General features: G+C 40.2%; 17 protein-coding genes. 5 read left to right on the forward strand and 12 right to left on the reverse strand.

Annotation, left to right across the window (positions count from 1 at the left end; all coding sequences use genetic code 11):
• Positions 1-7: 7 nt before the first annotated feature.
• Together JOC31_RS05565 and JOC31_RS05570 are read right to left on the reverse strand one after the other, a co-directional pair.
• Positions 8-3,958 (reverse strand): pullulanase, encoded by a 3,951-nt coding sequence (locus tag JOC31_RS05565; protein ID WP_205017172.1) that lies wholly within the window; start codon positions 3,956-3,958, stop codon positions 8-10.
• A 246-nt stretch (positions 3,959-4,204) separates the two neighbouring features.
• Positions 4,205-4,672, reverse strand: coding sequence for a COG2426 family protein (locus JOC31_RS05570; RefSeq protein WP_205017173.1), 468 nt, complete (start codon positions 4,670-4,672; stop codon positions 4,205-4,207).
• A 176-nt stretch (positions 4,673-4,848) separates the two neighbouring features.
• Here JOC31_RS05570 and JOC31_RS05575 point away from each other — a divergent pair, with 176 nt between their 5' ends.
• A complete protein-coding gene (locus JOC31_RS05575) occupies positions 4,849-5,304 on the forward strand; it encodes a CtsR family transcriptional regulator (protein ID WP_205017174.1) in 456 nt (151 codons plus the stop codon).
• A 3-nt stretch (positions 5,305-5,307) separates the two neighbouring features.
• Entirely contained in the window at positions 5,308-7,752 is a 2,445-nt protein-coding gene (locus JOC31_RS05580; protein WP_205017175.1) for an ATP-dependent Clp protease ATP-binding subunit, read from the forward strand.
• 74 nt (positions 7,753-7,826) lie between these two features.
• On the opposite strand, the gene JOC31_RS05585 is transcribed toward JOC31_RS05580, so the two are convergent.
• On the reverse strand, positions 7,827-8,777 hold the full coding sequence (locus JOC31_RS05585) for a TDT family transporter (protein ID WP_205017176.1): 951 nt from the start codon (positions 8,775-8,777) through the stop codon (positions 7,827-7,829).
• 169 nt (positions 8,778-8,946) lie between these two features.
• Between JOC31_RS05585 and JOC31_RS05590 the strand changes: the two genes are divergently transcribed.
• Positions 8,947-9,513 carry a TetR/AcrR family transcriptional regulator gene (locus JOC31_RS05590; RefSeq protein WP_205017177.1) on the forward strand — a complete coding sequence of 189 codons (567 nt, stop codon included), beginning with the start codon at positions 8,947-8,949 and terminating at the stop codon, positions 9,511-9,513.
• Positions 9,514-9,608: 95 nt separating this feature from the next.
• Here the strand turns inward: JOC31_RS05590 and dusB are convergent, their stop codons facing one another.
• The 7 genes from dusB to JOC31_RS05625 all read right to left on the reverse strand — a co-directional run bounded on the left by dusB (position 9,609) and on the right by JOC31_RS05625 (position 16,961).
• A complete protein-coding gene (dusB, locus tag JOC31_RS05595; protein WP_205017178.1) occupies positions 9,609-10,586 on the reverse strand; it encodes a tRNA dihydrouridine synthase DusB in 978 nt (325 codons plus the stop codon).
• Positions 10,579-11,445: an Hsp33 family molecular chaperone HslO gene (gene hslO / locus JOC31_RS05600; protein ID WP_205017179.1), complete on the reverse strand. Its 867-nt coding sequence runs from the start codon at positions 11,443-11,445 to the stop codon at positions 10,579-10,581. Before hslO ends, dusB begins: the two co-directional genes overlap by 8 nt.
• Positions 11,446-11,514: 69 nt before the next feature.
• Positions 11,515-12,744, reverse strand: coding sequence for a peptidoglycan bridge formation glycyltransferase FemA/FemB family protein (locus JOC31_RS05605; protein ID WP_205017180.1), 1,230 nt, complete (start codon positions 12,742-12,744; stop codon positions 11,515-11,517).
• 194 nt (positions 12,745-12,938) lie between these two features.
• On the reverse strand, positions 12,939-14,171 hold the full coding sequence (locus JOC31_RS05610; RefSeq protein WP_205017181.1) for a peptidoglycan bridge formation glycyltransferase FemA/FemB family protein: 1,233 nt from the start codon (positions 14,169-14,171) through the stop codon (positions 12,939-12,941).
• Positions 14,172-14,291: 120 nt separating this feature from the next.
• Positions 14,292-15,548 (reverse strand): toxic anion resistance protein, encoded by a 1,257-nt coding sequence (locus JOC31_RS05615; protein ID WP_205017182.1) that lies wholly within the window; start codon positions 15,546-15,548, stop codon positions 14,292-14,294.
• 15 nt (positions 15,549-15,563) lie between these two features.
• Positions 15,564-16,394, reverse strand: coding sequence for a hypothetical protein (locus JOC31_RS05620; RefSeq protein ID WP_205017183.1), 831 nt, complete (start codon positions 16,392-16,394; stop codon positions 15,564-15,566).
• 213 nt (positions 16,395-16,607) lie between these two features.
• Positions 16,608-16,961 carry a hypothetical protein gene (locus tag JOC31_RS05625; RefSeq protein ID WP_205017184.1) on the reverse strand — a complete coding sequence of 118 codons (354 nt, stop codon included), beginning with the start codon at positions 16,959-16,961 and terminating at the stop codon, positions 16,608-16,610.
• A gap of 49 nt (positions 16,962-17,010) precedes the next feature.
• Between JOC31_RS05625 and JOC31_RS05630 the strand changes: the two genes are divergently transcribed.
• Positions 17,011-17,745, forward strand: a complete 735-nt coding sequence (locus tag JOC31_RS05630; protein WP_205017185.1) for a response regulator transcription factor — start codon at positions 17,011-17,013, stop codon at positions 17,743-17,745.
• Positions 17,746-17,809: 64 nt separating this feature from the next.
• The gene (locus JOC31_RS05635) at positions 17,810-19,072 is read left to right on the forward strand and encodes a sensor histidine kinase (RefSeq protein ID WP_205017186.1); all 1,263 of its coding nucleotides are present in this window, start codon (positions 17,810-17,812) and stop codon (positions 19,070-19,072) included.
• Between the two features lie 76 nt (positions 19,073-19,148).
• On the opposite strand, the gene JOC31_RS05640 is transcribed toward JOC31_RS05635, so the two are convergent.
• Both JOC31_RS05640 and JOC31_RS05645 read right to left on the reverse strand, forming a co-directional pair.
• The gene (locus JOC31_RS05640; RefSeq protein WP_205017187.1) at positions 19,149-19,922 is read right to left on the reverse strand and encodes a hypothetical protein; all 774 of its coding nucleotides are present in this window, start codon (positions 19,920-19,922) and stop codon (positions 19,149-19,151) included.
• 2 nt (positions 19,923-19,924) lie between these two features.
• Entirely contained in the window at positions 19,925-20,794 is an 870-nt protein-coding gene (locus JOC31_RS05645; RefSeq protein ID WP_205017188.1) for an ABC transporter ATP-binding protein, read from the reverse strand.
• Positions 20,795-21,123 lie beyond the last annotated feature (329 nt).

Raw genomic sequence — 21,123 nt, forward strand, 5'->3', positions numbered from 1 at the left:
CTAGTAGTTAATCTTTTTTTGTACGTCGCTTACGAAGGAAGCTTAATGAAGCGAGGAGGTTGAATCCTGCTAAACTCCACAGATTTTGTTTTTGGTCTCCTGTATGTGGTAGTTCTTCATGTTTTTCAGTATTGTAGAGGTTGTTAATAGAAATTATGTCATCACTAGCTGATTCGGAGTTGCTCTGGTGATGCAGTGTTTCACTAGCTTCCTCTACCTTTGTTCCAACCAACCAGATATGAGGGCTGGATTCAATCATTTCACTGGATATTAGCTTATGCTCGACTAATTGGTTATTGATGTAGTGATCCTCGTAAGTTAGAGTTAATAGCCCTGATTTACCAATTTGTAGTAAGTGTTCCTCGCCTTTAGGGAGAGTTTCATCGTACTGCCATTTTGTTTCAGGGAGCAGTTGTTCTTTCTCTAAGTAGCGTTTGAAACTGATGATGGCTTGTGGTTTTTCTTCCTGTAGAGGAGCATCCTGTGGAATAAGTGTAACCGTTTTTGTTAGTCTAAGAATAGTGGCTGTTAATGGTGCTAGACTAACTCCCTCTTCTGTTAGTGTGACCCCCTGTGGTTGTAAGATTGGACTGGTTCCTGCATAATTGCTATCTACTAAGATTTGAGCTTTAGCTAACTGGCGATGTTTCTCGTCGAAGTTGAAGAAACGTTCCTTGGTATCCGCATTTACAAATACTGCGTAACTATCGCCATTGCTAGCGATCGTTTGATAAGCGATGATGAGATCGGTTGTATTTTCTGGTGTGAGGAGTGAGACATTTTTGGTAACATCTGCGAGTGTTTCAAGGCTAAAGGCATCTGTCGAACGGCGTAAAGCGATAAGACCTTTAGTGAAGTCATGGGATTTAGTGTGTTCTGGATAGGCAGAACGATCAGTTGCTTTTGTCCAATCAAAACGGTTGATACTATCACTAGAGTCATAAGAGTCATGGATAAAGTAAGGATATTTAAATGGTTTGCCATCTTGATCTACCAAAAGGTGTGATTTGTTAGGGACTTTATCATCACTGACGATGGTTTCATAAGCAGGATCAAGAAATTGTTTTGTACGCCCATATTCTTGACCAGAATGAAGAAACGGAGTGCCTTGAGCAGTTAGTATCAGAAGGTTCCCTAGTCTTAGACGTTTCTGGATTTCAGTCGTGTTCTGGGCTACACTAGGGTCCTTTTTGATAGATTGGGCAATAACATCAAAGAGTGTTAGATTGTCGTGAGCAGCAATATATTGGATAACATCTCCTGGATCGTCTGCAGTAAAATTATTTGGTTGTGCTTTAATATCGTTGAAAATTAAACTGCTATTTTTAGCACCTCCTGTAATGAAGGCAGGAGTTCCTTCGCTTGGATAACCTGATTTTAGGCTATTTCTGATGTCATCAGAGAATACAGCGACAGTATTTGTTTTAGCCATCCATGTTTGATCGGCAGGTTGCTGAGGAAGATTTTCATCACCAGCATAGGTTATCCATCCCTCACCTAGCATAATAATGTTAGGATTACGTTGTTTAGCGGACTCGTAGGCCATCTCAATAGAAGTGGCATCATGGTCTCCCATCATGTCAAAACGAAAACCATCAACCTTATAAGTATCCACTAGGTAGTTAATAGAGTCGACAAGAACACGGCGTGACATGTAGTGGGTAGTTCCTAATCGTCCCCCACCAAAACTGGTACGTGGGCTGCCGTCGGCATCCATAAAGTGATAGTAGTTTGGTTCTATATCTTCAAAAATGTCAAGTAGGGCAGTGTGATTGTAAACGACATCTAAAATAACCCCCATACCTCGTTTGTGAATCTCATTAACTAATTGTTTGAACTCTTCAATACGCTTACTAGGGTCACTAGGGTCACTTGAATACATACCAGATAGAGCGAAGTAACTTTGGGGGTCATAACCCCAGTTATAGTTGCTATTGCTAGAGGTATAGGTCGATAGCCGTTCTTTAGCAATGTACTCGTTGCCATTATAGTAGCTCATGGTAGGTAGCAGTTGGATATGAGTAACTCCTAAGTCTTTGAGGTAATCGAGTTTTTCGGCAAAGGCCGAGAAGGTTCCGAAAGGGTTGTCTAGATCATTAGCTATGGCAGGATCTGAGGTGAAGTCACGAACATGTGCTTCGTAGATAATAGCCTTTTCACGAGATGTGAATCCAGGAATATTAGCAAATGTGAGTCCCTTTGGACCATACTCTTCTGGTGATACAAAAGCTGCCTTAGCCACCTTATGACTAGCATCTTGATTTGCAGTATCACTATTCCATGCTGCTAATGATTTGGCGTAAGGGTCTAGAACCAAATAGCTTTGATTATTTCTAATAATTTCGTAGTGGTAAAAATAGCCTCGGTAGTCAGTTATAGACAATCCAGATTTTGGGGTGAGTCGGGTTTGCCAAGTGCCGGACTGTCCTTTACTCATTGGAATTTTTCCCACGACAGTATCTTGTTGATATTTGTCGTAAATGATGACATTGACTTGTTCAGCGCTAGGTGACCAAAGAGTTAGGTCAACAGTATTGCCATTGGAGCTTAGAGTAGCTCCTAAAGGACCATCATAGTGATAGAGTTCGTCTTTAAGTTGCCAATTCATAGTTGTTTCAAAGGTTTCACCATTATAAGTGATTTGGTAGGGGCTCGTTTCTGGTCTAAAATCACCATAGTAGGTTACAGTCTTAGTGTTATTGTCAATATCCAAATCAGTTGGGATAATAGCCTGTCCTTGAGCATCTGCTATTTTAGTATTAGTAATAATGTAGTCTTTATCCGCACCATCTAGGTTAGTAAAACGTGCTTGGATAGCTTTTTGACTAATGTGCTGCGCTCCAAGCATACGAATTGTGTTAATGTAGTACGGATTAGTATAAATATTAGGGTCATCATCTTTTAAGAATAGTTGACTATGGTGTGTGAGGTCAGTAAAGTTATAGTTTTCTTGTCGAATTTTAGCATCATCTCCAGTTTTATTTTCATCTAGGAGAAGAAATCCGATACTTTTTGCGTCTTTTGTTAATGGTACATCGATATAGTAACCGTACTGTCCTTTTGTGACAAAATCAGTTCCATCTGGAAATGTTCCCGAACTAGGTTGAGTAACGTCTCCCCAAGTCCATAGAGATTTTTTATCGTACTGTCCGTCGGTACGATAGTAATTAATCCGAAGAGTTCCTTCAGCTAAGGGTTCATAAGAGTGGACGCCGTAGGACTTATCAATCCATGCTTCAGTCATTTTAGGGCTGAGGATATCGACAGAACGGTCTTGCGATAGGTTATCTCCTTTAGTATTATTGATTAGAAATCCAATCTGATCGTGTTTACTTTCATTTAAAGGTACATCTAGGTAGTAACCATAGGAATCCTTTTTGGCAGTACTGAATGATGTTGCGCCTGTTGGCCAATTTTGAGAAGGCTCTGCAACATCTTTCCATGTCCAGAGTCCTAGTGTTGAGATATCATCAGTAGGTAGCTCTTCAAAATGTAGACGTAGATTGTTTTCTTTGATTGGATCTTCTTGCCCTTGGCTATTGAGCTCCTTTTGAGGTTCAGTAACTGGTTCAGTATTATCTTGTCCATCTGATTCTGAGCTGTCGGTGACTGAGGTTGCTGAAGTTTCTATTTCCGAAGAGCCCAGAGATAGGGTATCTGTTGGGGTTGATATTTCAATTGGAGTCTCAGTAGATTCAGTTACTAGACTTGTTTGATCGAGGGTATCACCAGGTTCGATAGATGTACTTAGTTCGGTAGTAGTGGCGACAACTAAGCTTTCGTTATTAGTGTTATCAACAGTTGTTTCTTCAGCGTTTGCAACCGATTGCAGAAAAGGTGATAAAAAAAGAACAGAGGAAGAGATGGCTACGGAGGTAACGCCAACTTTCAGTGTTCGAATAGCGTAGTGGACTTTTTTGTCTGATTGGACTAATTTGTTAGACTTTTTGTATGTCATCCTAAAATCTCCTTTTCAAAAAATGCTACCTTACAGAGATAGTATAACCTTTAAAAAATATTTATGCAAGCGTTTTCTTTATGCAATGCTTATGGCAGTGACTAGTATATTCATTGCTCCGAAGCCAACCTACCTAAAAAAACAATCGTATGAGCTTGGTGTCTCTCTACGATTGTTTTCCTTAAGTTTTTAAAGGCATTTTTATTGGTAGCGGGTGCTACAGAGTAATGAGAGCAATTCTAGTGTTTAGGCGAAAAAGGCACCTAATCCTAGAACTGTCAATGTTCCCATGATGATACCTGCTAAAATAACTCCTAGCATGACTGCAATGACGCTATTTTTGAAATTCCAATCCAGGATAGAGGCAGCTAGAGTTCCTGTCCAAGCCCCTGTTCCAGGAAGAGGAATCCCTACGAAAATGAGTAGGGCCCAAAAAAGTCCTTTATCTCCAGCTGCTTTTTTGAGCTTTTCGCCTCCTCGGTGTCCTTTTTTCAAGCACCAACTGAAGAAACTGCCGATAACTGGTTTATCAGCCCCCCATTCAAGGACACGACGAGCAAAGAAAAAGATAATTGGAACTGGCAGCATATTAGCAATAACCCCAATGACAATAGCTTGCCACATGGGAATCCCCGTTGCGATAGCATATGGAACAGCACCACGTAGCTCGACTAGTGGAACCATTCCGATGAGGAAGGTAATGATATAATTCATAAAATAGAAACCTTTCTGTCGTTGATAGACCCTTCTATTTTATATTATATTGTGATTGAACTCAACTTTTATGCTGTTATTGCGAATTGATTAAGTAGGGGGTCTTCTCTTTAAAATGCTTTCTCTTTTTGATATAATAATAGTCAGTTATAGTCAAGAACTAGCAAGGAGAGATTATGGCATCGCGAAATACATCGGATAATATTGAAGAGTATATTAAGCAGTTGCTCAACCAGTCAGGTAGTGCAGAAATTAAACGTTCTCACTTAGCGGATGCCTTTCAAGTTGTTCCTAGTCAAATTAATTATGTTATCAAAACGCGTTTCACAGAGAGTCGAGGCTATCTTGTTGAAAGTAAGCGTGGTGGCGGAGGCTATATTCGTATTGTCAAAGTCCACTTTTCGGATCAGCATCAATTATTAAGGAATCTACTGGGCTCTGTTGGGGAGTGTATCAGTGAGCAGGTATTCACTGATATTATTCAGCAATTATTTGAAGATAAGGTTATTACAGAGCGTGAAGGAAACCTTATGCTGGTGACAGCAACAGATGAGGTTTTAGGAGAAGAAGGACCTTATATCAGAGCAAGAATCCTATGTCGATTATTGCAGCGTTTAGATAGAAAAGGATAGTAAATGACAGTTTATTCAAGTAAGATGCAAGATGTCTTTCGTCTTGCTCAGTATCATGCACAAGCTTTTTCGTGTATTTATTTAGAGTCTTGGCATGTTCTCTTGGCTTTGGTTGATAGCGATGAAACGATTGCAGGTCTTGTTTTTAGAGAGTATGAAGATAAGATTCGTCATGAGGAGTATATGGCGGCAGCTATTTTAGCTACAGAAAAGACTTACGATACGAATCGTGTTCAGGTACGATTTTTGCCTCAATCTCGTGGATTGGAGACTTTGTTAACCTTTGCTGAGAGTATCGCACGCGTTAGTCGCAGTGAAGAAGTGGGTACAGAGCATGTCTTGTTGGCTATGTTATTGACTCCAAATGGTATGCCAGTTCGTTTGTTAGAGGCTGCTGGTTTTAAAACGAAAGACGACGGAAATGCAGTGCGTTTGATTGATTTGCGTAAATCTGTGGAGCGTCATGCTGGTTTTAGCAAAGAGGATATGAAAGCTATCCACGAGTTGAAGCGTCCTAAGAAAGCAAAATCATCGGGTGGTAATTTCTCTGATATGATGAAACCACCTAGCACTGCAGGAGATTTGTCTGACTTTACACGTGATTTGACAGCTTTGGCGAGTCAAGGAAAGCTTGATCCTGTTATTGGGCGTGACAAAGAAATCACTCGTATGGTTCAGGTATTGAGCCGTAAAACCAAGAATAATCCAGTTCTGGTTGGAGATGCAGGAGTTGGTAAAACAGCCTTGGCGTTGGGCTTAGCACAACGTATCGTAAATGGAGAGATTCCATACGAATTGCAAGATATGCGTGTGTTGGAGCTTGACATGATGAGTGTTGTTGCTGGAACACGTTTTCGTGGAGATTTTGAAGAACGTATGAACCAGATTATCGCAGATATTGAGGAAGACGGACGTATTATCCTCTTTATCGACGAATTGCACACCATCATGGGATCTGGTTCAGGGATTGATAGCACGCTTGATGCCGCTAATATCCTCAAACCAGCTCTTGCACGTGGAACGCTTCATATGGTTGGGGCAACAACACAAGAAGAATACCAAAAGCATATTGAAAAAGATGCTGCCTTATCGCGTCGCTTTGCTAAAATTACAATTGAAGAACCAAGCTTAGAGGATGCTTATAAGATTTTGTTGGGGCTTCGATCTAGTTTTGAAGATTATCATCATGTGACAATCAGTGATGCTGCTGTAATGACAGCCGTTAAGTCAGCTCATCGCTACTTGACTAGCAAGAACCTTCCTGATTCAGCGATTGATCTATTGGATGAAGCCAGTGCTACGGTCCAAATAATGGTAAAAAAAGAAAAAGAGGAAGTGTTGACCCCAGTCGATAAAGCTATCATGGATGGTGATATGAAGGCCGCATCCCGCTTACTCAAGAAAGCAACATCTGCTAAGCAAGTTAAACCTATCCAGGTTACAGAAGACCACATTCTTGCGACCTTGAGTCGTTTATCGGGTATTCCCGTTGAAAAGATGACACAATCTGATAATAAGAAGTACCTGACCCTCGAGAAAGAATTACACAAGCGCGTGGTTGGTCAAGACTTGGCTGTTTCGGCTATTAGCCGTGCTATTCGTCGTAACCAGTCAGGAATTCGTACAGGTAAACGCCCAATCGGTTCTTTCATGTTCTTGGGACCAACAGGTGTCGGTAAGACAGAGCTAGCTAAGGCCTTGGCAGAGCTCCTCTTTGATGATGAATCAGCTCTTATCCGCTTTGACATGTCTGAATACATGGAAAAATTTGCGGCTAGTCGTTTAAATGGAGCTCCTCCGGGTTACGTGGGTTACGATGAAGGTGGCGAGTTGACAGAAAAAGTTCGTCAAAAACCTTACTCAGTTCTTCTTTTTGATGAGGTTGAAAAAGCTCATCCAGATATCTTTAATCTCTTACTTCAGGTTTTGGATGATGGTGTCTTGACTGATAGTCGTGGACGTAAGGTTGATTTTTCAAATACCATTATTATCATGACGTCAAACCTTGGTGCAACTGCCCTTCGAGATGATAAGACAGTTGGATTTGGTGCTCAAGCCTTGTCTCACAATCATTCAGCCATGGAAAGTCGTATCATGGAAGAATTGAAGAAATCTTATCGTCCAGAGTTTATTAACCGTATTGATGAGAAGGTTGTTTTCCATAGCTTAACAGAAGAAAATATGCTAGAGATCGTTAAAATCATGGTGAAACCCTTGATTGCTATTTTAGCTGAAAAAGGAATTACTCTAAAATTCCAACCAACAGCTCTCAAGCACTTGGCTAAAGACGGCTATGACATTGAGATGGGAGCACGACCATTGCGTCGCACGCTACAAACAGAAGTTGAAGACAAACTATCTGAGTTGATCTTATCAGGCGATTTATCAGCAGGATCAGAGCTTAAGATCGGTATTAAACAAGGTAAACTACAGTTCACAATAAACTAAAACAGTTGGGCTTGTCCCAACTGTTTTAGTTTATTGGATATGACAGCCATTCGTTAAAATGACTTTTTAGATGCTCATTGACTGGTTAGAATGTTTTGACTTATTTTTATGGTGATGTAGCAGATGATAAGGATAGCTAGAGTTATTTCGACGTAGAGAAGTCCATGAATTACCAAGGAGGTAATCCCTAGTTTATGCAGACTGAGTTTCAGAGCTAGGGCTGTTGAGACAGAAGGAAAGGTCAAGGCGGACCAAGTGGGCGTGAAGCGAGACCGTTTTAGTGGTCTGAGTAAGAAAAAGGTTATTAGATAAAGTGTCTGAGATAGTGTTAGAAGACAGATGACCCAATTGGTTGATAATTGTAAAGCAAGGCAAGCCAGTAATAAGAGTGAAGATGGCGCCGCTAAAATGGCTATATTTGCTCTTAGAGGCTCTGCTATTTTTCCAAATCTAAAGATGCGATAAAGAAGCACTGGTAGCAAAATGAGGTAGCTAATCAAAGCAAAAATGAAGGCTATGCGACCAACAGCTATAAAGCTGACAGCTGGGGCTGTAATGCTAGCGGCAGCAATACCGACATAAACAATGAACCAGCTAGGATAGACCAGATTAAAGTCCCATTTTTGACTGATTTTTTTGGAAAAAATGAGGATGATAGCGAGGTGTAAGGCTAAGCCTAACCACCATAGCATTTGTCGAAAAAGAAGAGGCATAACATCTTGTCCTGATAGAAGAAGTATGGACATAGAGAGGGTTCCAAAGCTGGATAAGGGGATGGTTTGGCTCAGTTCGTTTCGAACTTGCTTGTAATTGCTAGCTAAATGTAATAAAAACCAGACTAGAAGACAGATAGCAATACCTAGAACAGGATAGCCAAGTCTAGACTGCAATTGATTGAGTAAGTTTGCTAAGGCGATGATTCCTAAGATAAGTCCAGAACTTGCCAGAGGAAGCCTCTTTGTTAATAGTTTGATATGATAGAGCATGGATAAGACCTCATAGTGTGATTGATATGATAATACCATGATTAAAAGCACTTGTACATTAAGGAATTGTTATTGCTAGTTATAGATAGAGGTTATGACAACTTAACCAACTGTTGATTATAAAGGGCGAGAAAGTTTTAGAAAGAGTGGATTTGTTCTTAGAAATTGATATAATGGAGACAGACCTTTTAGAGGGGGAGTGAAAGTAATGACCGTTAGAGAAGAAATTATTCGTCAAACACAAGAATTGATGTATCATCAAGGCTATGTAGCGACATCAATTAGTGATATTATGGCAGCAGCCAATGTTGGTAAAGGACAGCTTTATCACTACTTTTCATCGAAAAAGCAGATTGGGTTGGAAGTGACGCAGTTTTTGATAGATCGTTGGAAACGAGAGCTATTTACAGATATTTTTGAGAGTGAATTGTCAGCTTCAGAAAAATTAATTGCTATGCTAGACTGGGTTTATCAATCTCATGCTGCTGATGAGGGTAATGTTCACTTTGGTTGTCCTCTGGGAAATCTTATCGTAGAGCTCTCAGCTCAGGATGAAGAGTTTCGACAGTTGTTAAAACAGTTCATCGATCAGTGGATGGAAGGAATAGCAAAACTACTATCAGAACGTCATCCCGAATGGTCTGATGAAAAATCCCTTCAAGAAGCTCGTAATGTGATTGCTATGATTCAAGGGTCTATCTTACTTTTGAAAGTCACTCAGGACATTTCTGTTTTAACAAAGACAGTTGAAGAGTTGAAGGATAAGTATTTATAAATTAAGATAAAAGCGATGAAACTAAGGTGTTTCATCGCTTTTATCTGTTAAACGGTATTTAGGATATTTTCCGATACTCAGGACTTGAACTTTTATTATCGTAAGGTGTTAAAGTGTTCTTGGACTTCTGCAAAGGTCTCTGCCTTGGCAACAGCAGAGCGAACTTTGGCAGCGCCAGCAGTTCCACGGAGGTAGTAAGGAGCCAATCCACGGAATTCTCGAACAGCGATAGTTTCACCTTTGAGGTTAACGAGGCGACGAAGGTGCTCTTCTGCGATATCCAGTTTTTCAACGAATGGAAGGTCAGGTAATTCCTCACCTGTTTCAAAGAAGTGATTGATTTGAGTGAAGAGATGGGGATTGTTGAGGGCTGCGCGTCCGATCATGACAGCATCTACACCTAGCTCTTCAATCATAAACTTAGCATCTTGAACAGTTTTGATATCTCCGTTACCGATGAAAGGAATTTTTGTAATAGCTTTTGACACGCGAGCAAGTGTCTCGTGGTCGCAAGTTCCTGTGTACATTTGCTCACGGGTACGTCCGTGCATAGCAAGAGCAGAAACACCAGCAGACTCAGCAGCTAGGGCATTTTCGACAGCGAGAGAGCTGTCAGACCAGCCTGTACGCATCTTAACTGTTAAAGGAATATCTAGGACAGAAGTTACTTCCTTGACAATATGGTAAATTTTGTCAGGATCTCTGAGCCATTTTGCCCCAGCTTCATTTTTGACGACTTTATTAACAGGGCAACCCATATTAATGTCTACGATATCAGCCTTGGTATTGGTTTGAATAAAGTCAGCTGCACGTTTGAGACCTTCAGCATCGCCACCAAAGAGTTGGATGGACATGGGATGTTCATTCTCATCGATATGGAGCATGTGGAGGGTCTTTTCGTTATTGTAGAGGAGACCTTTCTCGGAAATCATTTCCATAACAACGAGACCAGCGCCGAATTCTTTAGCGATGGTACGAAAGGCAGAGTTAGTGACGCCTGCCATAGGAGCAAGAACTGTACGGTGTGGAATTTCCACATTTCCAATCATGAAAGAAGAGTTGAGTTTAGTCATTGATGAGGTCCTCCAAATCTTCTTCTGAAAATTCATACTTCGTCTGACAGAATTGGCAGATGATTTCAGCTCCTTTGTCTTCTTCTTTCATGGCAGTCAGCTCAGCTTTTCCGAGTGTTATCAAAGCAGCTTCGAAACGTTCACGAGAGCAGTCGCAAACAAATCCGATTTCTTCTTCTGAGAGTACCTTGTAGTCTTCATCCCCATAGATGGCTGATAAAAGGGCATCGATATGATCATCAGATTCTAGAAGGGTTGAAATGGCTGGCATTTCTTGAATGCGTTTTTCGTAGCGAGCGATTTCTTCCTCGCTTGCTCCAGGTAAGACTTGGAGCATGAAGCCGCCAGCAACTTTGACTTTGTCGTTTTCATCTAGTAAGACATTTAACCCTACTGCAGACGGTGTTTGCTCAGACTCTGTGAGGTAGTAGGCGAAGTCTTCACCGATTTCACCAGAAATCAAAGGTGTTGTTGAGGTATAAGGATTGCCAGTACCGTAGTCGATGATAGTGACGAAGTGACCGTTCCCCATGAAAGGACCGACTAGAACCTCACCGGTGGCTGTTTTTTTGATGTCAACGCCAGTGTTTTGGATGTAGCCTTTGACATGTCCTTTGGTATCAGCTACGGAGATGATATGCCCAAATGAGCTATCGCCAATGACTTTGACCGTAATCTTACTATCACCTTTTTGGTTGGCAGCAAGAATCTGATTGGCAATCAAGGTGCGACCAAGGGCAACTGTTGATGACGATAAGGTATTATGTTTTTCTTGAGCAGTTCTGACTGTCTCTGTACTATCGAGGACGTAAGCACGGAAAGAACCAGAACGCGAAATTGATTTAATAAGTTTATCCATAGTGTTTCTATTATAACACAAAGCCTTGATTTTGTATGAAGAAGAGACTAATCTTGTAGCTTCCGATCGTTAACGAACAAGGACTTTTTTGATATATTGAATGGTTTTGAAAGTGATTGGTTTTGGGTAGTAGCGGAAAGTTCCCATTTTGCGAACGATATAACCATTAAAGTTTTGCTTGAAGCGTAGGACACCGTCAGAACCGTCAAACTTGCCTTGGATACCGAGGAAATTATAGATAGGAATACCACGTTTGAGACCTTCTCTCATCGTGACATCTTGCAATAAAGAGGGAGCTGCTAGAAAGTCATACTCAGTATAGAAGCCTCCGCAGAGGTAAGTGATTTCAGCAGTACTGTATAGAACGATATTTGAGGCTAGAGCGACTTCCTCGTCACCAAATTGTTCAATGTAGGAAGCAATTTTTTCTTGTTCCACTGTTTTTTTCTCTAATGCTTTTAGAAGTTGTTGGCGTTTGTTTAACAACTTAGGACTAGATTTGTGATAGCAGAGTTCTTCAAGATGTTGATATTGACTTTGAAGCTCTTTTTGTTCGTCGATGAGTTGGGCTAAGTAATCTTTGAAACAAATCGTAGCCGTCAAGAAGTCAATCTGATCACCAAAAGTATCGTAGAGATTTTCATAATAACGTAATGACTTAGCATCGTAGTTTTGACGTTTGGCAGTACTATCTTGTATTTCTTTAAAGATAGTGAGTTCATGACGTTCAAGTTTTTTTATCTTAACCCCTGCTTGACGTGCTTTTTTCACTAACCGTTGTCCATTTTTATTGTATGACTTAAAGAGATCTTGTTCGTTTAATTGGCTTAAATCTTTTAGAAAATGCCAAGTTGCTTCATCGTTGCCATAGCCTACTGATAAGCCATCGTGAGAAAATCCGAGATTGATGAGTTTTTTGATATGACCGTGTTTAGGGGTTGAGGTTGGTAGTCCGTTTTTATCAAAGGTTTGAAAATGGTCATAGGGTCTTACGAGAAGTTCTAAAACGTTGTTTTCTTTGGCAAACTGCTGCAGTTGTTTGTAAAAGGTATTGAGGTACCTAGGGTCTTTATAGATAGGTCCTGCATAGAGTTCCATACGCAAGCCACCAAACATTTGGCGTGAGTAGAGGCTAGCGATTACTGGAAATTTCCCATTAACGCAAAGTCCAATGTGATAGGTTTGATAGCCTTGTTTATCAAGGAAATCACTCATTTCCTTTGTCTGCATAAAGGAAAATTGAGTTAACTTTTTTAATTCTTCTTGGTACGTTTGACGTGTTAATTCTTGTAATTTCATTAGCCAGTCCTACTTATCTAGTTTTTTATCTTGTCATTATATCTATTCGTAAAAGAATGACAAAAAATCAAAAAAGTTTAATCATATTTATGGGTAAGACGATGAGTGGAAGACGTTGTTATGTTTGAGGGGGTTATTTTGGTAAATAGAAAAAAGCCTCCTTAGAGGTAGAGGAGGCCACCATTCTAAGTTGGCTATTGTCTAGATAATAATTTTTTCAAGAGTTTGATAGCTCTAAAGGTTAATGGTTTTGGATAGTAACGAAAAGTTCCCATTTTTCGTACGATATACCCATTGAAATTTTGTTTGAATCTCAGAACGCCGTCAGAACCGTCAAACTTGCCTTGGATACCGAGGAAGTTATAGACAGGAATACCACGCTTGATACTTTCTCTCATCGCTATATCTTGTAGAAGGGCAGGAGCTGCTAGAAAGTCATACTCACAATAAAATCCACCAAAGAGATAGGTAGTCTCTGTAGGATTGTAAATAATGAGATTGGAAGCTATGGGAACATCTTGGTCACCATATTTAGAGACATACGGATCAATTTGATTAAGCTCTCTTTGCTTTTTCTCAACTAAGGAAAGTTGAGCTTTGTATCTGTTTTCTAGTTTTGGTGTGGAGTTTTGTTGAAGATCACTAGCTAGTTTATCTAATTGTTTTTTGAGTTCTACAATTTCTGTGCTTAATTTTTGTCGATAGTCTTGGAAAGAGATGAAAGCTGTCAAAAATTCAACCTTATTACCAAAGCTGTCGTAGAGATTTTCATAGTAACTAAGAGGCTTTGATACAAAGTCCTGTCTTTGAGCAGTACTATCCTGGATATTTTTGAAAATTATTAGTTCATCTCGCTCAAGTTTTCGGATTTTGACACCGGATTTAATGGCCTTTTGGATCAGTCGTTGCCCATTTTTATTGAATGATTTAAGCAATTGATGTTCGTCAAGTTGACTTAAATCCTTGATAAAGTGCCAACTGGATTCGCCATTAGGGTAACCGACCGTCAGTCCATCATGATGGAAGCCCAGAGAAACGAGTTCCTCGATTGCTTGATCAGCACTTTGATATAGTGGCTCTCCATTTTTATCAAAGCTTTGAAAATTAGTATAGGGCTTTACGATCAATTCTAGAACATTTTGTTTTTTAGCGTAATCCTTGAGAAGGCTATAGAAATCTCCTAGGTAATCAGTGTTTCGACAAACAGGCCCTAGGTTTAGTTCCATGCGTTGCCCACCAAACATAGGTTTTGAGAAGAGGCTAGCAATGACTTGTAGCTCTCCTTTATCTTCCAATCCGATAAGATGAGTACGATTTCCTTGTTTCTCAAGAAGGTCTGATACCTCGATCATCTGCATGAAGGAAAACTGTGTCATTTCGGCTAAAGCTTGTTCATAAGTTTCGCGTGTGAGTGTATTTAATTTCATATCCTAATCTTATTATTCTTTTTTATAAATCTTGTTTCTTGCTGATTTAGCAAGGTGAGGAACCGTATCTAAGAAGACATCCTACAATCTAAAGTTGATGACGGTTGGTTTTAAGTGTTATTAAGGTGTTGTCTCCACCTCAGCTTGCGCATCGCGTCCTTCGTTGAGGAGAGCTTGGACGATTTTTTCATCACGCAATTTGACAGAGTCGTTGATGGTTTCAGCTGACTTGATGATGGCTGTTTCTAGTTGAGCTCTTTGTTGACGTCCTTTATCGATGGCTTCGATGATGCCGTTATTTTGTGCGACAAGGCTTTCTGCTAAGGCAGTGACAGACTCGACGGTAACCGTTGGGCTTTGAGCAGCACGTTCAAGGGCAGGGATGGCTTCCTTACTAGTTTCAGCCAGCATTTGAAGGGCGGCGTTATTAGCATTGACAATGGCATCCGCAGTGGCACCAGACTTGATAGATTGTTGGAGCATCCCTAGTTGAGCGATAGAGAGTTTCATGGTTGGAATGGTGTTGCGGCGAAGCATGCCTAATTTTTGACGCATATCTGAGGAAACTTTGACCAGATTGCGCATTTGAGGTGTTGTCGCCCAAGCCACATAGAGACGGCTGACATACTCGGTGTGTTGTTGTTCTAGGGTGTTGACAACCTCGGTCATGCGAGCGAGCTCGTTTGATTTGACCTGATAATCTGGTGTTGAGCTATCAAGACTTGAGAGTTCTTTTTGTAAGTTTCCAGCACGCTGGGCTGATTCTGCTTGAGTTGCTTCGATAAAGGCGATAACACCCACGAGATTTTCGATAGACTTGGTGTTGTCTTCAATCAATTTTTCAGCAGAGACGATGTTACGAGCAAGGGTGTCCTCTTGCTTGATAACCGTCACAGCCATACCGTCCAATTTTTCTTCGACAGTCTTGGAATCAAAATAGAATTCTTGCAGGGTATTTTTGCTCTGCTTGAAGAATTTTGAGAAGAAATTTTCCTTTTTCTCAAGATCAGCTGGTTTAGCATCCTTGTATTTGGCAACAAAGCCATTGAGTTCACGGTTGGCATTGAGTAGGAGCTCATCCACTTGGGGAATTTCGAGTTTCTTTTGCTCTGTCAGGATGTGATTGACGGTTTGGTTGACATTTTCAACAGCTGCTGTCCCGAAGTCCAAGAGAGCATTTTGATCGCTGACAAAGCTATCAACGATAGCTGGCGCTTTGGCTTGGATAGCCTCTTTTTGCTCAGGCGTCAGCTTTTCCAAAAAAGCCATTTGACCTGTTGTTGTAGCTGAGGTTTCGATGATTTCAGTTGTCTTGTCTTTTGTCGTGATAGCGTTATTGGCGATTTGATCGATGTCAAAGTTAAAAGTGTCTGTCATGTGTTCTCCTCTTTTCTAAATATCATTGTTTTTAGCATTTCGTTGTTCCATCATCCGTAGGCTGATGTCAAAATCGCTGAGCTGACTCTCATTGAGTTGACGTAGCGTCTCATCTAGGTCCTCGTCAAATTTTTCAAGGGCTGCCTTGGCTTGCGCCAACCTCTCATCAGCATTGTAGTAGTCTTTCGGAGACTGTTTGATCTGTAAATACCCTTGTAAAATATCATCGAAACGCTTCATATTGATGTCATGAATAGCTTCTAGTTCGGCTTTGTTTTCTGCCTCTTTCAGCTTTTCTAAAATCAACTGGTGATCCGTCTGGATATTCTGGTAGGTTTCTAAAATCTCTGGAGCTAGCTGGTAGATGTCTTTTTCTTTCCTGTCCTTTGGTAAGCTGTTTGGTGTGACATGGAGCTTATGTAACTGAGCGGTGATGTCGTTGGTTTCATCTTGTGTTTTTTTGATAATCCGCTTATAGATGGTAAAATCCATATCATTTTTGAGATCTTTGGCTTCTTTATCAATGCTATCTAGTTGCGGAAGAACCTGATTGGCTAAGACAGCATACTGGGTATAATCTTTCTCATCTAAGTAGTTAGCCAGTAGCTTTAGCTGTCGATCACATCTCCCAATACTTTCCTTAAGCTCTTGTAGGCGAGCAGTGGTATTGACCTTTTGGAGACTAGATTTGCGTGTTGCTAGTTTGTAAATCCCGTAACCTGCCCCACCGAGGAGAAGTAAAGGTAAAATGTATTGAATAAAAAGGGCTATGGCGACCAGTACCAAAACAGCGATACCAGTAATGCTACCAAGACTAGAATGTTTACGATAAGGTTTTCGACCCATAGAGCGACCTATACTTTCTACTTAATCTTAGACTCTTTGAAAACCAAATAATACGTCGTTAACTTCGCCTTGCCGTACTCCAGTACTGTCTGCGTCTTGTTGCCTAGTCTGATTTTGATTTTCTTTGAGTATTAGTTATCATTTTACCTTAAAATATCTGGAAAAGACAATATTTAACGGAAAGAACATTACTTCTTCTTATCTCTTTTATCCTCAAGATAGAAAAGTCAGGAGTTTTTTTAGTTCTTCGGTCGGATGATTCAAATCAATAATGGCAAGGAAAGCAGCATGACTACGAAAGAATCGTGTGTAATCAAACTCATTGGTGAGGAGAACAATATGACTTTTAGGGTCATTTTGTCGCATTAGCCGAGCAGTTGCTAGGGCTAGCCAATCTTTTCTCTCAATATCATTTATGATAAAATAAGTGTTAAGGTTTTCCTGCGATATGAAGGGTGGCTGATGAATAAGTTGTAGTTCTTGATGTATGGTCAAATCCTCCATATTTTCTTTTAACAGGTGATAGATATGCTTAGGATAAGCTGGTGGTTGTATTAAGTAAATCATAGGATCTCCTGTGTATGATTGATTTTTAGAATAAGAAAGAACGATTGGTATGTTAAGTATTTTTGTTTTAGAAGATGACTTTGTGCAGCAGACGCGTATTGAGACAGTTATCAAGGAAACGGCTAAGGCCAAGGGGATAACTTATAAAAGTGTATCTCTTTTTGGAAAGCCACAACAACTACTAGATGCTATTAAGGAAACAGGTAATCATCAGCTCTTCTTTTTGGATATTGAAATCAAGGAAGAAGAGAAAAAAGGAATGGAGATTGCCAGAGAAATACGCTTGCGTGACCCTAATGCCCTTATTGTTTTTGTCACAACGCATTCAGAGTTTATGCCTTTGACTTACAAATATCGAGTATCAGCCTTGGATTTTATTGATAAGGGTCTGTCAGAGGAGGACTATCGTGATGCTATCATGTCTGTTTTGGATTACGCAAATAGTCAGATGAAACAGACAGTCAGTCAAGATGCTTTCGTTTACAAAAATGAACATTCGCATGTCCAAGTTCCTTTTGCAGATATTCTTTATTTTGAAACGTCATCAATAGTGCATAAGGTTATTTTGACTACTAAGACAGGCAGTATGGAATTTTATGGAAAGGTTTCTGAGATTGCCAAATCAGATGATAGGCTTTATCAGAGCCACCGAGCTTATGTTGTTAATCCAGAAAATGTGACCAGTATTGACCGTAAGGAGTACTTGGTACATTTTGAAAATGATGAATCTTGTTTCGTGTCTCGGATGAAGTTGAAGGGGCTGATTGAGAGGATAATGAAATGACAATCCTACATCTATCAATTCTCTTTTTGTCGATAATTTGGTACTTTTACTAACCTTTCGTCAGATGAGTCAAATTAGAGTAACTTGGAAACAGTCTACCTTATTTGTATTTTTGTGCACGGCTTTGAGTGTAGGGTTACCTTGGCTAGTAACCTATCTTTTTCCTTTTTTTCTATTGCCTTTGGTGATTTTTTTCCTCAAGCCCAACTGGACAAAGGCTCAGTATATCTTTTACAGTTTTAGCCCTTTTGTTCTTTTAGATTTGTACCAGCGTCTGACCAATGTTTATGAGGCGAAGTATTGGATTTTGGTGAAGGGAGAAATGACTTGGGAGTTGACCTTATTCTACGTTGCTTTTACTCTCTTCTTTCTTTTGGTGGGCTATTTAGTGAAGACTATTTTCCGTTTAGAATTTAAGAATGTATCAGCTATCTTTCGCTATTCATTTGGTAAGCGAGCTAGGATAGCCATCAATGGATCGCTACTTTTATATACCTTGGTTTTAAACCCTCTTTTTGTAGCTAGTGGTAAGGAGGATAGTTTTAAGCTAATCTTTGGCATAGGAAATTCTGAGCTGTCTTTAGATTTATTCCTGACCTCTGTTTATCTTTTTGTAGGTAGTTTGATTTACTTTAATTATAAATCTAAGGAGTATTTGAACCAAGAGTTGGAACGCAGTAAAGATCAGCAACTGTCTTCCTTATCCTCTTATGTTAGTCATGTTGAATCCCTTTACAAGGAATTGCGATCATTTCGTCACGATTACACCAATGTCTTGACGAGTTTCAATGAAGCTTTTCAGCGTGATGATTTGGCTATGGCAAAGGGTATTTATCAAGATGTTGTAGCTCAATCAGACCGTCAATTTTATGATAGCAAATACGATATTGCCAACCTGACCAATTTGAATAATCCTGCCATGAAATCCATTTGTTCTGCCAAACTTATGGAGGCTAATGCTAAGGGTTTGGATTTGACAGTAGAGGTGGCAGAGCCAATACTAGCTCCTAACATGGACTTGTTGGATGTAGTCACGATTTTGTCCATCTTTTTGGATAATGCTATCGAAGCAGCGGAAAAAGCAGAGCATCCTAGCTTATCATTTGCGTATTTTGAAGAGAATCAACAAAAAATTCTAATTATCGAAAATACGACCCAAGAAGCCAAGATCAACACCAAGACGATTTTTGACTATGGTAAGTCTAGTAAAGGAGACGAACGCGGTATTGGTCTGGCAAATGTCAGAGATATTCTAGCCAAGTATCCGACTGTCCATCTGACGACCAGCAGTCATCAACATGTTTTTAGGCAAGAGCTGAGATGTTAGAGACGAAAACGAGAGTGGGTTGGTAAAATCTAATAAAAAAGTGAGAGGCATAGGACTTTTGTCCTAGCCTCGCTTTTTAGTATTCCATGTTTTTGAATCGTTTGTAAGTGAAGTAGGCTAGAGGAAGAATGTAGACCAAGCTAATAAAGCCGGCACCAGCCATACTTTGGAGGAGATTGTGGTGATAGGTATCATAATTGAAGTAGCCAGTGGGAGTTAGTTTGGCTACCAATCCTCCAAAGATAGGAAAAAGCATGGAGAGAAGGCTGTAAGCAAAGGCTGCTGACAGAGTTGCTCCCTTACCACTATAAAGTGACAGACAAGCTGCTAAGAGGATACCAATCAGGTTATTGAGGAGGAAGGTCCAGATTTCCATGATAAAAGCTGCATTGTTGCCAGAGTCGGTCGAAAAGAAAGCAGGTGAAGCGTAGGGCATGTGGATAATTCGACCATAGTAGACCAAGGTTATGGTCAAGGTATAGAGTCCCAAGAAAACCAAGGCAAGGACAACAAGACTAGCTAGCTTAGCGAGGAAGATATCGCGACGTTTGAGGTCTTTGTAGAGACATAGGATATGACTGTCAGCCTCGCTACGAAAAACGTTAAAGGCAATGTAAAAGAGGGTAAGCATAGGCAAGATAAGGTTTGTGGTAGTGTTTAGTATAGCTTGAAACATGTCAACGTAACTGAATAAATAGTCACCTTCCACACCTGGTTTCATAAAGTTGGACTCCTCTGGCAAAAAGGTTGAAGCTAAAAAAATGAGGGGAAACAAAACAGCGATACTGAGAAAAACTTTCGTCTCGAGCCGTTTCCAGACGGTTTCAAAAATAGGTCTAAATAAGGTCATGATTACTCTCCTGTGAAGATGTCTTTGAGGTGGTTTTCTTTGATAGCTAGCGTTTCGATCATATGATGTTGACCAAGAGTGGCAAAGAGAGGATTGAGGTTGTTGCTACTATCAGTAGAGATTTCAAGCGTCAAGTCTTGAAGTTGAATGTCATCGCTCAAGTATTGGTCTAAGATGTTGATGTTGGCTGTTGATTTCAGTGTGACGAGGACACTTGGTGCCCCTTGATTGTCAAATTCGTCAGCTAGCTGTCCAGCTTCGATATAGACATAACGTTGGCAAAGTGCTTCGAGCTCACCCAGTTGGTGGCTTGAGATAAGCATTGAGATTTGGCGTTCACTTGACCACTTTTTGAGAATGTCGATGAGTTTTTGAACGCCGATAGGGTCGAGTCCTACGAAAGGTTCATCCAAGATAAGGAAATCAGGTTCTGCTACCATAGCGATAGCTAGTGCTGTACGCTGTTTCATCCCAAATGAGAAGCCTTTAGGCTTACGATTACGGGCATTCCAGAGTTCTAGCAATTTCAAAGTTGGCTCGATATTAGCGAAAAGCTCTGTTTTGCCATGCAATTTGAGGTAGAATTTAAGATTGTCCATAACAGACATCTCAGGATAAAAGACAGGATCAATCATGATACCGAAGTCTGCAAGGAGATTGTCGGCTGTGTGAATGTCAACGCCTTTATAAGTAATAGTTCCGTTGGTTGGCTTGAGAGATTTTGCCATGAGTTTCATGAGGGTTGACTTTCCGGCACCGTTTTTTCCGATGAGTCCAACGATTTCACCTTTTTGAATCTCAAGGTTAACATCCTTGAGGGAATAGAAGTCATTTCCTGCAAATTGTTTTGAAAGATTTTCGATTTTAAGCATGTGTTTCTCTTTTCTATTTTTGGATTAGTATTCGATTTTGTTAAAGTGACGTCTAGCGCTGTTGTAAGCTAGACCAAGGTAGAGGATTGATAAAGCTAGGCTAATGAATAGGCAAGGGAAAAAGCCTAGTGTTGTGATGAATTTTGGATACGTATTTGGAAAAGTATAGCGAAAGCCATTGAGCATAGGTGCCGTCATAGAGATAAGGGTAAAGAGAACGCCAGTCAAGACAGCCACGACAAACGCATGAAGAAAATATCGTTTTCAGAAATTAATTTCATAAACTAGATAAACGACCTCCGGTATAATAGTAGTGGAGGTCGTTGTTA

The organism is Streptococcus saliviloxodontae, assembly GCF_016908655.1.
GTDB classification, from domain to species: domain Bacteria; phylum Bacillota; class Bacilli; order Lactobacillales; family Streptococcaceae; genus Streptococcus; species Streptococcus saliviloxodontae.